The sequence below is a fragment of the Actinoplanes sp. NPDC023801 genome (assembly GCF_040639655.1).
Classification (GTDB): Bacteria; Actinomycetota; Actinomycetes; order Mycobacteriales; family Micromonosporaceae; genus Actinoplanes.
Map to the genome: position 1 here is coordinate 115,763 of NZ_JBFAAI010000012.1, position 14,290 is coordinate 130,052.

Consider the following 14,290-nt stretch of genomic DNA (forward strand, 5'->3'; position numbering starts at 1 on the left):
ACGGACCTCGCCAAGTTTGCATCATCTATCGAACTGATGGGGTTTACCGGGTGCGGGCGTGTCGGTCCAGGCTCAGCCAGTCGTCGTAGTTCTCGCCGGTGACCTCCTGCAGGAGGGCGATGTCCTCGGCGAAGTACGGCAGCAGGGCCTCCCGCTCCCCGGGCGTGGTCACCGGACGGTTGCCGTGCTTGCGGTGGAGCAGGGTGAGCAGCGGACCACGGGCGGCCAGGCGCAGCGGCACCGGGAAGTGGTGCCCGAAGTTGCCGCCGGCCCGCAACAGGCCGCGCAGCACCCGGTTGACCGCGTTGTCCTCGACGTAGTGCCGGTTGACGTTCTCCCTCGGGATCGCGGTGAGCACGCCGGTCCGCACGCCGAGGAAGGAGCAGACCCGGTCCAGCGTCTCGGCGGGGCTGTCCTTGAGGTCGCGGTAGCGCATCAGCAGCACCTGGTCGCGGGGGAAACGCTCGTAGAGGTGCTGCAGCTGCCGGCCGTACAGCCCCAGTCCGATGTAGTGCCAGAAGTCGGCCCACCCGCGTTCCCGGCGCGACTGTTCGGCGCGGCACGCGGCCAGGAAGTCCGCCTCCTGCTCCAGCCCGGCCACCCAGAGGTGCGTCCAGTTGGAGTGCGCCCGGTCGACCGGGTCGCGGAGCAGGATGATCAGTTTGGCGTCCGGGATGAGCGCTCTGATCCGGTCGTGCGACGCGAGGTCGTACAGATAGAAGGGGGTGGCCTCGCCTTTGAGGGCCCCGGGCGGCGCGGCGGCGAAGAGGCTCTCGTAATCGGAGCGCCGCCAGACGTGCTCCTGGTAGGTCTGCACGTCGCCGGGACCGCCGACGGCCGGTGGCGGGCCGTCGGAGAGGAAGAACTTCGGCTCTTTGACCGGCGACAGGTACAGATCCGGGTGGCCGGTCAGCGCGGCGTGCAGCGCGGTGGTTCCGGCTTTGGGCACGCCCGCGATCAGGAAGTCGGGAAGAGACATGTGGATCCCCTCGGCTGAAGTGAGACTTAGCCTACAGATCCACTAGGATTTCGCAGCCGCTCGCCCACCTGGCGGACCGCCCTGTTGCGAACATCATGCCCGGCCCCGGCCCCACGTACGCCCAAATCCGGCGATCCGGCCGGTAGCCGTCGAGGCGAATAAGACGGACAGGCGGAGCGCCGCTCAGCCGATCCGCCGGGCACCGGACGATCCGGCACGGGCCGTTCGGCCGAGGGTCACCGGGAGCCCAGGAGGCGGCGCCACCAGGGCGTCACGGACCGGAACCGGCGGCAGCGGCCGGCTTCGCAAAGCACGCATTCGGTGCCGGGACGGTAGTGCTCGTGCGCCCGGTACGGGTGCCCGCAGACGCAGAGTCCGGTTTCAGTCGCCATCTTCCCCACCAACGGTTCGGAGCGGTGCAGAGCCACGCACCGTGAACAAGATCGATGTTAGCCGACCGGGATACTCACGCGCCGCAACTACGCAACCACGCTGGCAGTTTCTCGATCGAACGCAGGGTGACGACGGCCTCTCACACCGCGATAACGGGTCACGTCGACCTTGTCCTATTTTGACATGACCGAGTACACCTTCCAGGCATTCGCCGGAGACGTTCCCTGGTGCGCCCGGCGACCATCGGTGTCCATTACTAAGAGTCACATCTGAGCCCGCTCGTGCGGCGCAACTAAGCGTTATGAGCGCTCTGAACAGTGGCTTTACTTGAGGTGTGACATGCACTGTCCATTTGAACTGTTGACGCAGCGTAATCCGTTGCTAGGTTGATCTCTCGAAGCGAGCGGCGGTGCAGCCCCGAATCCGGGAGTTACACGCACCGGTCGTATTGCCGCCCCCGGAAGGGACCGACATGGAGCTTTCGCACGTGAACTCGAACACTGACAGTAACTACCCGAAATCACCGACCGTGAGCGTCGTGATTCCGACCCTCAATGAGGAGCGGAATCTGCCCCACGTGTTCGCGAAGCTCCCGCCGATGATCACTGAAGTGGTGGTCGTGGACGGCGGCTCCCGCGACCGCACCGTCGAGGTGGCCCGCCAGTTGCGCCCGGACGCCGTGATCGTGCAGCAGACCCGGATCGGCAAGGGCAACGCGCTGGCCTGCGGCTTCGCGGCCTGCACCGGCGACATCATCGTGATGATCGACGCCGACGGCTCGACCGACCCGGCGGAGATCCCGCTCTTCGTCGACAAGCTGATCCGCGGGGACCACTTCGTGAAGGGCTCCCGGTTCAGTCACGGCGGGCACAGCCACGACATCACCCGCCTGCGCAAGGCCGGCAACGACGGCCTGAACCTCGTCGTGAACATCCTGTTCCGGACGAACTTCACCGACCTGTGCTACGGCTACAACGCCTTCTGGCGCTCCGTCGTGCCGGCCCTCGACCTGCCCGCCACCGCGCTGCCCCGCCCCGCCGACGGCCGCAAGCTGTGGGGCGACGGCTTCGAGATCGAGACGATGATCAACATCCGGGCGGTCGCCGAGAAGCTGAAGGTCGGCGAGGTCGGCAGCACCGAGCACGAGCGGATCTTCGGCGAGAGCAACCTCAACACCTTCCGCGACGGCTTCCGGGTGCTGCGGACCATCTTCAGCGAGTACGGCCGGATGCGCCGCCGCCGCCGGGCCGGCATCCGCCCGTTCGTCGACCGCATCATCCTCGCCGGCGTCACCCCGCGCGGCCCACGGCCCGCGGCCCCGGTGCAGCCCGCCCCGGCCCAGCCGGCGGCCTCATCGGCGGCCAGCCGGCACCCGGCCGACCCGCGTCGCGACGCCGGCCTGATCAACCGGGCGCGCCCCCGCGCCATGGACGACCTCGGCCTGCAGCCCACCCAGGACCTCAGCGCCGCCCGGTCCCGGGTGCTCGACGAAGCCGGCAGCCGCACCTCGCTCGACGACTGAGCGAGCCGACTGAACCGGAACGACTGAGCCCACAGGAGCCCTCCCCCCGTGAACCACACCCCCCTCGCCACGACCATCGTCATCCCGACCTACTCGGAAGTGCGCTGGGAGTACCTGACCCGGACGCTCGCATCGGCCCGGGCCCAGACCCACACCCCGGCCGAGATCGTCGTCGTGGTCGACCACAACCCGGCCATGTTCGAACGGATCCAGCGTGAGCTGCCCGGCGTCACGGTGCTGCGCAACGCGTACGCCCAGGGCGTGTCCGGCAACCGCAACACCGGTGCCTTCCACGCCACGACACCGCTGATCGCCTTCCTGGACGACGACATCATCGCCGACCGGGACTGGCTGGCCCGCCAGATCGAACCGTTCGCCGACCCGGCTGTGGTCGGCACCGGCGGCGCGATCCGGCCGGCGTGGGAGGGCCCGGCGCCGCGCTGGATGCCTGCCGAGTTCCTGTGGGCGGTCGGCGGCTCGTACGCCGGCATGCCCACCCGGACCGCGCCGATCCGCAACGTCTGGTCCGCCAACATGATCGTCCGCAAGGACGTCTTCGAGGCGGCCGGCGGGTTCCGGGTCGGATTCGGCAAGCTCGGGTCGCGCAACCGGCCCGAGGACACCGACCTGTGCCTGCGGATGAGCCAGGTCAGCGGGGGCCGCTGGATGTACGTGCCGAGCGCCGTGATCCAGCACGAGGTACCCGCCGAGCGGGCCAGCTTCCGCTTCTTCGTGCGCCGCTGCTACGCCGAAGGGCGCGGCAAGGTCCAGATGGCCGGACTGCACGAGAACGACGCGCTCGGCGCCGAGCGCAACTACCTGTGGTCGCTTCCCCTGGCGATGTTCCGCCACCTGCGGGCCGGTCTGGCCGGCCGGGGCGCCGACAACTTCCTGCGCGCCGGCGGTGTGGTCGCCGGTGTCGCCGCCGCCGGGTTCGGTGGCGTCGTCGAGACCGTCAGCTCCCGGCGGCCCAGCCGCCGCACCCCGGTGGAGGCCACCCCGTGACCGCGACGTTCCCGGCCGCTCCGCGGCTCGACGAGGAGCACGACGTCCTGCCCGCTGTCGTGCTCGACCTGGAGATCTCCGAGCCGCTGCCGTCCGTCGGCGCGACGGCGGCCGACGGCCGGCGGATCCAGCAGGCCTGGGCCCTGGTCCGGCTCTTCACCGAACCGCTCGGCACGCTCCTGGTCGACGTGCCCGAGCGGGGGCTCACCCCGGCCGGCCTGGCCGCCGCGATCGACGCCGCGCTCGGCGACGTGCTGCGGCCCCGCCTCGGCGGGCTCCCGGTGCCGTCGGACGGATTCGTCCCGGCGGCCGAGCCGGCGTTCCTGGCGGGTCGCCGGGCCGCGCTGGCCGCCGCCCCGGACATCACCGTGGTCGTCTGCACCCGGGAGCGGCCCGGCGCGCTGGCCCGCTGCCTGGACAGCCTTCTCGCCCAGGAGTACATGCCGGCCCGCGTCCTGGTCGTGGACAACGCCCCGGCGACCGGTGCGACCGCCGAGGTGGTCCGGTCGGCGGCCCGCCGCGGCCCGGTCGACTACCTGAAGGAGCCCCGGCCCGGTCTCTCCTTCGCCCGTAACGCGGCCGAGGCCGCCACCCGCGGCGAGATCGTGGCCTGGATCGACGACGACGAGCTCGCCGACCGCTGGTGGCTGGCCGAGGTGGCCCGCGCGCTGGTCGAGAACCCGGACGCGGACGTGATCTCCGGCGTGATCGTGCCGGCCGAGCTGGAGACCCGGGCACAGATCTGGTTCGAGCAGTTCGGCGGGCACAGCAAGGGACGCGGGTTCAAGCCGGACACGTTCGGCCCGCACACCGCGCACCTCCAGAGCCCGCTCTACCCGCTGCCGCCGTTCGGCACCGGCGCGAACATGACGTTCCGGCCCGGCGTGATCGAGCGGATCGGCGGCTGGGACACCGCGCTCGGTGCCGGCACCCCCGCCATGGGCTCGGAGGACACCCTGGCCTTCACGCAGGTGCTGCTGGCTGGCGGGACGATCGTCTACCAGCCGACCGCGGTCACCCACCACTACCACCGGCGCGACTTCGCCGGCCTGCACAAGCAGATGGTCGGGTACGGCACCGGCCTGACCGCCGCCTACACCGGCCTGCTGCTGCGCCGCCCCGGACTGTTCTGGCGGCTGATCCGGCTGGCGCCCACCGCGCTGCGCGACCTGACCGGCTCGGACAGCCTCCGGGTGTCGACTCTGCAGGCCGATTTCCCACGTGGGCTACTCACGGCCAACCGGCGGGGGATGATGGCCGGACCGGCCGCCTACCTGCGGGGACGCCGCGCCGCACGGACGCGGCCGCGCGGCTCCCGCTGACCGAACCGCTGACGCAGGCGCCGGCCGCCCGTGCCCGGAGCACACCGGGACACGGGCGGCCGCCGCATGCTCCTCGACCTGTGGAGGGTCTTTTCATGGGTGACCAGCCGACGTCCGGCAAGGATGGGACGCCGGAGGAAGCGACCGCGGAACCGGCGGGTGCGCAACCCGACGAGACCGTGGTGATCCCGGCGGCGAAGAAGACCGGCGACGACACGGTCATCATCCGGCTGCCCGGGTCACCGGCGAAATCCGGCCCGGCGACGAAGAGGAAGACCGCCGGCGACGACACGGTCATCATCCGGCTGCCCAGTCCGCCGAAGTCCGGCCCGGCGAAGGCGGGCCCGAAGCCGAAGGCCACCAGCGCGCTCACCACGGTCCGCAAGCAGGCCGGCGACGACACCGTCGTGATCCGCCTGCCGCAGGCCACCGGCAAGAAGGCCGCCGGCCGCGTCCCCGTCGACGAGAAGCTGGCCCGCGACGAGACCGTCGTCATCCGGCTGCCCGCCGAACCCCGGTCCGAATCGGGGCACCCCACGGGCCTCGGCTGGGCGCCCTGGGTGCTTGCGATGTCCAGCTTCGGCGTGGTGCTCGTCGCACTGGCCTACGCCGGCGGCCGCCACGAGACCGGCTGGGCCATGACCGCCTACTGGATCGGGCAGGTCATCGTCTTCTCCCCCGTCGTGTTCCGGCTGCTCAGCCGCCTCGCCGGGGTCGCCGAGTCGTTCGTGCTGGTGATGGGGCTCGCCGCGAATCAGTACATGCTGAAGTGGATGTACAGCCCGGACCAGTTCCGGTTCCCCGACGAGCTGCAGCACTGGCTGGCCACCACGCTGATCGTCGAGTCCGGCGATCTGTTCCGGCAGAACAACGCGCTGCCACCGGCCGTGCACTTCCCCGGCCTGGCCGAGATGGGCGCCGGACTGTCGTTGCTCACCGGGCTGCCGGTGACCGCGGCCGGGGTCATCGTGGCCGGCATCGCGCACCTGATGTTCGTGGGCTGGCTGTTCGCTGCCGTGCTGCGGGCCAGCAACTCCCCGGCGATGGCCGGGGTGGCGTGCGTGACTTACGCGACGGCCATGCACTACCTGTTCTTCAACTCGATGTTCCTGTACGCGACCGCGGCTCTGCCGTACTTCATGCTCACGGTCTGGGCACACCGCAGGTGGCGCACCGGCGGCGGGCAGCGGTTCCTGGGGCTGGCCGTGACCGGCATCGTGATGACCACGGTGAGCCACCACGTCACCGCGTTCGCCCTGGTCGCGACGCTGGTGCTGCTGTCGGTCACCGAACTGGCACTGGAACGGCCGCGTCCCTGGGTGACGCTGATCCCGCCGGCCGTCGCGCTGACCGTGGTGTGCGGCTGGATCGGGTTCGTGGCCCGTGACGTCATCGCGTACCTCGAGGCCCCGGTGCAGCGGCTGGCCGCGGCGCTGAACCAGATGTTCGGCGGTGCCGGGGACGGGGCGGTGGGCACTGCCGACGCGGTTCCGCTGCTGCAGCTCGCCGTGCAGGGCCTCGGCCTGCTCGGCCTGCTGATCCTCTTCCTGGCGGTGGCCCGGGACATGATCCTCCGCAAGGATCGCGACACCTGGCGCTGGGCGGCACTGGTCGGCGGGGCCGCGTTCTTCGCCGGCAACGGTGCCCGGTTCCTCGGTTCGGGCGGCCCGGAGATCGCCGGGCGGCTGTCGACCTTCACCTACATCCCCATCTCGATCATCGCGGCGATCGCCATCGTGCACGCGGTCCAGATCGTCCCGGCCAAGGACGGGAACGGCCGCCGGTGGCTGTCGGTGCCACCGCCGGGGGTCGCGGTGACCACCGGGCGGCGACTGGCCCGCCAGGTGTACATCGGGACGACGCTGATCACCCTGCTGATGGTCGGCGCCCGTACCGGCGGCTGGCCGCCGGTCTCCGCGCTGCTGCCGGGCCCCTACCTGCCCGCCTCCTACGAGCGGTCGGTGGACGCCTTCGGCGTGGCGGCGGCCCACTGGCAGGAGGAGAACCTGCCCCGCGCCGCGCGGGTCGGCGGTGACATCACCGCGGTGGCGCTCTCCTCGACGTACGGGCGGATCGACCCGGTACGTGAGGTCGGCCCGCTGTTCTACGCGCCCGCGTGGACGGCGGCCGAGGACGAGGTCGTCCGGCAGCTGGCGATCGACTACCTGGTGGTGGACCACCGGCTGGGCGACCGGGTGCCGGCGGGCAACGCCTACTTCCAGGACGACCCGATGGCCGGCCGGATCACCGAGCCGCTCAGCGACGTGCAGCTGGGCAAGTTCGACACGCTCGATCCGGTGTCACGGCTCTACGACAACGGCACGGTACGGATCTACCGATTGGGGCGCCCGTGAACCCGGTACGCGCCGGTGTGCTCGCCGGCCTGACGGTCGCGGCCGCTGTCGCCGCGCAGTTCGGCCCGCTCCCGCTGTCCCTGCCGGCCGGTCTGCTGCTGGCCTTCGTGCTGCCGGGGGTGGCCCTCAACGAGGCGGTCTTCCGGCCCGGGCGCAGGGACATCGGCCTCGCCGAACGGGCCGTGCTGGTGCCGTCGCTGAGCCTGGCCGTGCTGGTGCTCGGCGGCCTGGTCCTGTGGAGCGCCGGCGGGCACCTGAACCGGGCCAGCTGGACGCTGGTCTGCGCGGTAACCACACTGATCGCCACCGGGACCGCCTACTACCGGACGTTGCGGGCCGGCGATCCGGACACCGCGCCGCAGGCGGCCGGGACGGCACCGAGGACCTTCACCCAGGAACGCCTGATCCGGGACGTGCTGCCGCTGACCCTGGCGGTGCTGCTGGTGGCCGGGGCGGGCGTGTGGTCGTACGCCGACTCGGTGGACACCTACGACGTCGCGGTCAGCAGCCTGTCGGCCCAGCCGCCGGGACCGGCCGACCCCGCGGGCAACCGGGTCGTCCAGATGTCGGCGACCGGGCTGGCGTCCGCCGACGGGCCGTGGCGGATCGTGTGGATCGGCGACGCGGGGGCCCAGCTGGGCACCCGGGAGATCGTGCCGGGCAGTGGCGGCGTCTGGACGGGGCAGGTCACCGTACCGGGCGACGAACGGGTCACCGTGAACCTTTTCCGAGGTGGGGACGCCACCGCGTTCCGTACGCTGATCATCGCCAGCCAGTAGCGCCGCAGACCTGGAGCCGCCCGCATGTCGGACGTCCCGGACGCGCCCCGGCACGGCCGCCTCTGGCTGGCCGCCGCCGGGGTCGCCGTCCTCGCCATCGGCATCGCCGTCGCCATCACCGTCAACCCGGCCGACGACAGACCCGCCGCGGCCCCGTCCCCGAGCGCGACCGGCGCCACGAAACCGTCCTCGATCGCGACCGGCATCGCGCGACCGTCCGCGGGCGCAGCCGGCGCCACGAGACCGTCACGTTCGGCCCGCGCGCATCTGACCGCACCCCGGGTGGCCGGCGTCTGGCCGGGCGAGCACGGGCTCTCCGGCGTCAACGGCTTCCCGATCCTGAACACCGCCTCGGTCACCGCGTTCTGCACCGCCCGGGGCCGGCCCTGCACGATGGCGCAGACCTACACCGACCGCACCAACTACGACTCGATGACCCGCGACTCGGATTGGGTATTCGAGTTCTTCGCCGACTTCGACGGCGTCCTGGTGATCTCGCAGGCGCTGGTGCCGGACAAGGGCGAGAAGCTGGTCGCCGGGTGCGCGGCCGGCGACTACGACCAGAACTGGCGCGACTTCGGCGCGCTCATGGTGAAACACGGGCGCGGCGACTCGATCGTGCGCCTCGGCTGGGAGATGAACGAGTCCTCGATGGCCTGGCGGGGCCTTTCCACCGACGACTACATCGCCTGCTACCGGACCGCGGCGGACGCGATCCGGGAGACGAACCCGCAGGTGGTGCTGGACTGGACGATCAACGGGCACAACACGCCGGCCGCCCTGTGCGGTGGGCTGAGCACCAACTGCTATCCGGGCGACGCCTACGTCGACATCATCGGCATCGACAACTACGACCACCACCCGTGGTCACCGACGAAAGCCGACTTCGACCGGACCGCGGCGGCGCCGGAGGGCCTGGACTGGCTCTTCGCCTTCGCCCGCGCCCACGGCAAGCCGTTCTCGGTCGGCGAGTGGGGGGTCATGCCGACCGGGGACTCCGGCAAGGACAACCCGGATTTCGTACGGTGGATGCACGAATGGTTCGCCGAGCACGCGCCCCACCTGGTCTACGAGGCCTGGTTCCAGCGCTGCGACGGCGACTTCTCGCAGTCGGCGATCCTGCGGCCGGACGACCCCGAGTGCCTGCCCAACACCGGCTCCTCGGCGGTGTACCGGGAGCTCTTCAGCCGCTGAACCGCTGGCTCGCGGCCATCTGACGGAACACCGCGGCCGACTCCGCGCGGGTGTCGAACCGCCAGTGCTCGGTGTACGCGTCGTGGGTGTCGGTGTCGAACCAGACGACGCCACCGATGGCCGGGCGCTGCTCCACGTACGCCGCGAAGGCTTTGATCCAGTCCTCCTTGCTGGTCCCGCCGTGGTCCTTGGCACCCACCTCAGTGATCATGATGGGCTTGCGGGCCGAGTACCGGTGGTAGACCGGGTCGAACAGCACGGCCGGCGACTCCTGGTTCAGGTTGTAGCCGGAGACGCCCACCCAGTCGACATACTTGTCGCCCGGGTAGTAGGCCTCCATCCGGTTCCACGCGTCGGGCGGCGCGGAGTTCCAGTTCGGGCTCCACACCCAGGACACCCGATCGGCACCCTCGGCGTCGAAGATCTTCCGGAGGTGCCGGAAGCAGTTGACGTAGCCCTCCGGGTCCCGGCCGTTCTGGAAACCGCTCCACTCGTACCAGCGGCCGTTCATCTCCCAGCCCCAGCGCAGCAGCACCGGCCGGTCCAGGTCGCGGATCCGGCGGGCGGCCGCGGCGATCAGGTCGTCGGAGTCACCGCTGAGGATCTTGTCGTACCGCGGGCCCCGCCAGGACACCAGCGGCACCGACTTCCTAGGCATGCCCTCGATCCTGGTGGGCAGCCGGTCCGGCCAGGCGTAGAAGACGTGCGTGATCCGCTGGTCGCGGCCGAGCTGTTTGCGGCGCAGCTTCACGGCGTCCCGATAGCTCATGCCGTCCAGGCTCAGGTAGGAGCCGAGCATGGCCCGGCCGGCGACGAACGGCACCGAGCCGCCGAGTTTCCACGGGCCCCTGTCGGCGAACGGCGGCGGGGTGGGCGCCGGCGAGGAGGGCGGCGCGGTGGGAGTGCCGCTCACCGTGACCGGCGACTCCCGCGAGGCCGCCTTCCACATGCCGAAGGCCCCGGCCGCCGACGCCACCCCCAGGCCGGTCAGCCCGAGCAGGCCGCGACGGCTGACGCTCTCGTCGCGGCGGCGCTGCCCGGCCGTCATGTCAGATTCCGCCCGGCCTTGCGGGCCAGCCGGCGCACCATCCGCCACCCCGGCTGGGCGCACTGTTTGAGCCGCGCCGCGAGCTGCGGCCCGCCGCCCTCGACGAGCCGTACCAGGTCGGCGCCGGTGTGGTCGGGGGTGGGCTGGAACCGCGGCACCGCGAAGCGCCGCTCCGACGGGGTGTGCAACCGCCGGCCGACCTCGGTCGCGTTGTCGTGCCCGGACCGCTCGACCGTCCGGCGTACCAGGCCGCTGTTGTAGCCGTGCGGGTAGGCGAACGACCGCACCCGGCGCTGCAGCCGCTGTTCCAGCTGGTCGCGGCTGCTCCCCACCTCCTCGCGCAGCTGTGCCGGGGACAGCACGTCGAGCGGGTGGTGGATCAGGCTGTGGTTGCCGATCTCCACGCCCGAGGCGGCGACCTCCTCGAGCTCGGACCAGGTGAGCATCGGCCCGAAGTCGGGCGACCACTCGCCGAGCCAGCCGGCGTGGCCGCCGAGGTGGCCGACCGAGGCGTACAGGGTGGCGCCGGCGCCGGCCTTGCGCAGGACCGGCACGCCGTCGGTGAGGAAGTCGCGGTAGCCGTCGTCGAAGGTGACGGCCACCATCTTGTCCGTGCTGCCGGCACCGAGCAGGTCGAGCGCCTCGGTCAGCCCGACCAGGCGGTATCCGGCGCCGCTGAGTGCCTCGAGCTGCTCGGCCAGACGCTCCGGCGGCACCGCGAGGTCCCGCAGCGGGCCACCGACCGCGGAGACCGAGTGGTACATCAGCGCGGGCAGCGTGGTCCAGGTTCGGGCCACTGATGCGGTCACCGCGTCCTCCCCATGATCTTGTTCTCCGGCGCTTGACCAGCGCTTTCCGGTCGCGAACGTTACCAACGGTGATCGTCGGCCCGACTCATCCGTTCGACTGGACCTCTGGCCATTTCACACTACAGCGAGTAACGTCCGGGGTCCCTCAAGTCCGCTACCAGCGCGAATAACGTCACACGATCACTACTGAAAGTGATAAGTGAACCGAAGCGCAATGGGAGACGTACCGGAGGGCAACACCGAAACCGCTCTAACCCCGGGAGCGCGCACCATGTTCCGCCTCATCCAGCTGCACACCGAAGCCGGCGTGCCACGCATCGGCGTCGACCCCGACGGCTACGCCAGCGCACGCGCGGCGCTGGCCCATTACCGCACCGCCCCGGCGACCTATTTCGCCGTCGGCCGCTTCGACCACGAGGGCACCCTCACCGAGGTGATCCTCGACCCCATCTGCGGGCTCGACGGTGCCTGCCAGCGCCCGGCGTCCGTGATCCACGCCAAGACCTACGAACGCCTCTGCGAACGATGCGCCGCCGGCCTCGACGTGCTCACCGTGCCACAGCTGGCACGCCGCCTCGGCATCGCCTGCCGCCTCGCCCCGAGTGTCGCCCGCTTCCGGCAGACCACGCTCGGCGGCCTGCGCGCCCCATCCGGCAACCGGATCGCCCGGGAGTTCCCCGACCACGTCCACGACCCGGCCTGGCGCCAGGAGCTCTGCATGAGCCTGATGCAGAGCCCGACCGCCCTCAACGGGCTGCTCATCGGTGTCGGTGCGCTCAGCCATCGCCAGGTCCTCGACCTGTTCCCGGCCCTCTGCGCGCTCGGCGACGAACTTCCGGACGCGATCCGCTCCGACCTCACCCGGGCCACCGCCCGTCCGCTCTCCCCCGCGGGCGTCGCCGGTCTGCGCCTGGGCCTGCACCCCTAGATCTCGTACGGGCCACGAAAGTCCCGGAGTCGCGGAACGCCACGAGGGCATCGCTCCTGCCCGGCAAGGCGACTCACGGGCTGCAGCGCCGGGTCACCGGCTGCCCCGCACCACCGCCCCCGCTCGCTCCTTCCCCGGCTGCGCGCTACCGCTGTCTCAGCAGCGCTGAGGCAGCGGTGTGCGCCAGCCGGGGCCTATTGGCGGATCCGCAGGACGGTTCCGGTGTCGGTGCACCTGCTGCAGGTGGAGACGTACGCGTACCCGCCCCGCAGCGCCAGGCCACCCGCGTCCTTGAGACCGCCGGCGACCGGGCGGCGCACGTGATCGCGGCCGATCCGGAACAGGGCATCCCGCTCCAGTACGTAGAGCCCTCCGTCCGATGACCAGGCCAGGCCGACGACTTCCGTGAACCCGGTGGCCCAGACGACCGGCGGGCGGCCGGATTCGACGCGCCAGATCCGGGCGGCTCCGGGCCGTACCGCACCCGTCCGGGACCTCTCACCGACGAACCAGGCGCCGTCCGGGCCCCCGGTGACCGAACCCGGCGCCAGCGGCGCCCGATCGGGCAGGACCGCGACCGTCTGAAGCCGTCCGCGCGGGTTGACCCGGCGCAGCGCGCGGCTCTGCGCGTCCACCACCAGCCATCCGCGGCCGGTGTCGAGGATCGCGGCCGGATCGCCCCCCACCTCGGCCAGGACGTCCCCACCGCGGTACAGGCGTGCCGGTGCGGAGCCGTCGGCGCCCACCGTCAGGATCGGCTCGCCGCCGGCGCCGGCCACCACATCCGACGGACCGGACGCCCCGGTGCCGGCCGGTGACGCGAGCGAGGGCAGACCCGGCGTGACCCGCCACTGGCGACCGAACTCGACGATGGTGATCGCGCCCGACCGGCCCGCACAGACCGTGCCGCCCGCCGCGCCGGCATGACAGGGACCACCTCGTCCGGCCTCCGCCACGTACAACTCCCCGCGCGAACCGAAGGCCAGGCCACGCGGGTTGTCGAGCCCTCGTGCGACCACCTCCACGGCCGGGCGGCCGGGCACCGGCAGCGGTGGTGGCAGCGCCGGATCACCCACCAGCAGGCCGCCGCCCGTAACAAGCGCAGCAAAATATGAACGGAATGTCATCAAGTAAATTCCCCGTGTAGTCGACAGTCCTCGAACAGGCTCTGCCCGCACTCCGCCGCGCCATATCGCCCGAACGGACGTTCGAGCTCCGGAGTCGTGAATCCGACCCCCGTCGAGCGAGCGGTACGGTCACCGCATGAGCGCCACGTTCCCCGATCTCGTGGCCCGGGCCCGCGCGCTGGCCGGGGACGGGCGGCGGGCCGTGCTCGGCATCGCCGGACCGCCCGCGGCCGGCAAGACCACCCTCGCCATCGAACTCGTCGCCGCGCTCGCCGCCGGGCCGCCGCCCGGACGGGACACCGGCTGGGTGGCGCACGTGCCGATGGACGGCTTCCACCTCGCCGACGTGCAACTGGACCGGCTCGGCGCCCGCGACCGCAAGGGCGCCCCGGACACGTTCGACGCCTACGGGTACGCGGCACTGCTGCGCCGGGTCCTCGAGGACCGCGACGAGATGATTTACGCACCCGGCTTCGAACGGGACCTCGAGCAGCCGATCGCCGCGAGCATCGCGGTGCCGCGAACCACCCGGCTGATCGTCACCGAGGGGAACTATCTACTGCTCGACGACCCGCGGTGGCGACCGGTCCGGGAGCTGCTGAGCGAGGTCTGGTACGCCGAACTGGAACCCGCCGAGCGGATGCGGCGCCTGATCGAGCGGCACATCCGGTTCGGCAAGGAGCCCGCGGCCGCGGTGGCGTGGGCCACCGGCACCGACGAGCGCAACGCCGAGCTGATCGCGGCCACCCGGTCGCGCGCCGATCTGATCGTGCCGGCCGACGTGATCGCGCGGCTGGGCACCCCGCCGGCCTGAGAGCACGCTGAGGGCC

12 protein-coding genes are annotated in these 14,290 nt (G+C 71.6%); 8 read left to right on the forward strand and 4 right to left on the reverse strand.

The genetic code is table 11. From position 1 onward, the window contains the following. Positions 1-43: 43 nt before the first annotated feature. Positions 44-979, reverse strand: a complete 936-nt coding sequence (locus AB0G04_RS22260) for a sulfotransferase (protein ID WP_360985702.1) — start codon at positions 977-979, stop codon at positions 44-46. An 865-nt stretch (positions 980-1,844) separates the two neighbouring features. Between AB0G04_RS22260 and AB0G04_RS22265 the strand changes: the two genes are divergently transcribed. From AB0G04_RS22265 to AB0G04_RS22290, 6 genes are all read left to right on the forward strand, one after another. After that, complete coding sequence (locus AB0G04_RS22265) at positions 1,845-2,894, forward strand: glycosyltransferase family 2 protein (protein ID WP_360985705.1); 1,050 nt, start codon at positions 1,845-1,847, stop codon at positions 2,892-2,894. Between the two features lie 48 nt (positions 2,895-2,942). Continuing rightward, a complete protein-coding gene (locus tag AB0G04_RS22270) occupies positions 2,943-3,899 on the forward strand; it encodes a glycosyltransferase family 2 protein (RefSeq protein WP_360985708.1) in 957 nt (318 codons plus the stop codon). Then, entirely contained in the window at positions 3,896-5,221 is a 1,326-nt protein-coding gene (locus AB0G04_RS22275) for a glycosyltransferase family A protein (protein WP_360985711.1), read from the forward strand. The genes AB0G04_RS22270 and AB0G04_RS22275 overlap by 4 nt, the downstream gene beginning before the upstream one ends. A 95-nt stretch (positions 5,222-5,316) precedes the next feature. Further along, positions 5,317-7,575 (forward strand): hypothetical protein, encoded by a 2,259-nt coding sequence (locus tag AB0G04_RS22280; RefSeq protein WP_360985714.1) that lies wholly within the window; start codon positions 5,317-5,319, stop codon positions 7,573-7,575. Continuing rightward, positions 7,572-8,354 (forward strand): DUF1616 domain-containing protein, encoded by a 783-nt coding sequence (locus tag AB0G04_RS22285; RefSeq protein ID WP_360985717.1) that lies wholly within the window; start codon positions 7,572-7,574, stop codon positions 8,352-8,354. Before AB0G04_RS22280 ends, AB0G04_RS22285 begins: the two co-directional genes overlap by 4 nt. A 24-nt stretch (positions 8,355-8,378) precedes the next feature. Beyond that, positions 8,379-9,548: a glycosyl hydrolase gene (locus AB0G04_RS22290; RefSeq protein ID WP_360985720.1), complete on the forward strand. Its 1,170-nt coding sequence runs from the start codon at positions 8,379-8,381 to the stop codon at positions 9,546-9,548. Here the strand turns inward: AB0G04_RS22290 and AB0G04_RS22295 are convergent. Together AB0G04_RS22295 and AB0G04_RS22300 are read right to left on the reverse strand one after the other, a co-directional pair. Further along, positions 9,538-10,596 (reverse strand): glycosyl hydrolase, encoded by a 1,059-nt coding sequence (locus AB0G04_RS22295; protein WP_360985723.1) that lies wholly within the window; start codon positions 10,594-10,596, stop codon positions 9,538-9,540. The two genes, AB0G04_RS22290 and AB0G04_RS22295, sit on opposite strands and share 11 nt — an antisense overlap. Next, positions 10,593-11,405, reverse strand: a complete 813-nt coding sequence (locus tag AB0G04_RS22300; protein ID WP_360985726.1) for a polysaccharide deacetylase family protein — start codon at positions 11,403-11,405, stop codon at positions 10,593-10,595. The genes AB0G04_RS22295 and AB0G04_RS22300 overlap by 4 nt, the downstream gene beginning before the upstream one ends. 271 nt (positions 11,406-11,676) lie before the next feature. On the opposite strand from AB0G04_RS22300, the gene AB0G04_RS22305 reads away from it, so the two are divergent. Beyond that, positions 11,677-12,333 (forward strand): hypothetical protein, encoded by a 657-nt coding sequence (locus tag AB0G04_RS22305; RefSeq protein ID WP_360985729.1) that lies wholly within the window; start codon positions 11,677-11,679, stop codon positions 12,331-12,333. A gap of 194 nt (positions 12,334-12,527) precedes the next feature. On the opposite strand, the gene AB0G04_RS22310 is transcribed toward AB0G04_RS22305, so the two are convergent. Continuing rightward, entirely contained in the window at positions 12,528-13,460 is a 933-nt protein-coding gene (locus AB0G04_RS22310; protein ID WP_360985732.1) for a ScyD/ScyE family protein, read from the reverse strand. Positions 13,461-13,596: 136 nt separating this feature from the next. Here AB0G04_RS22310 and AB0G04_RS22315 point away from each other — a divergent pair, with 136 nt between their 5' ends. Further along, the gene (locus AB0G04_RS22315) at positions 13,597-14,274 is read left to right on the forward strand and encodes a nucleoside/nucleotide kinase family protein (RefSeq protein ID WP_360985735.1); all 678 of its coding nucleotides are present in this window, start codon (positions 13,597-13,599) and stop codon (positions 14,272-14,274) included. The last annotated feature ends 16 nt before the right edge of the window (positions 14,275-14,290 follow it).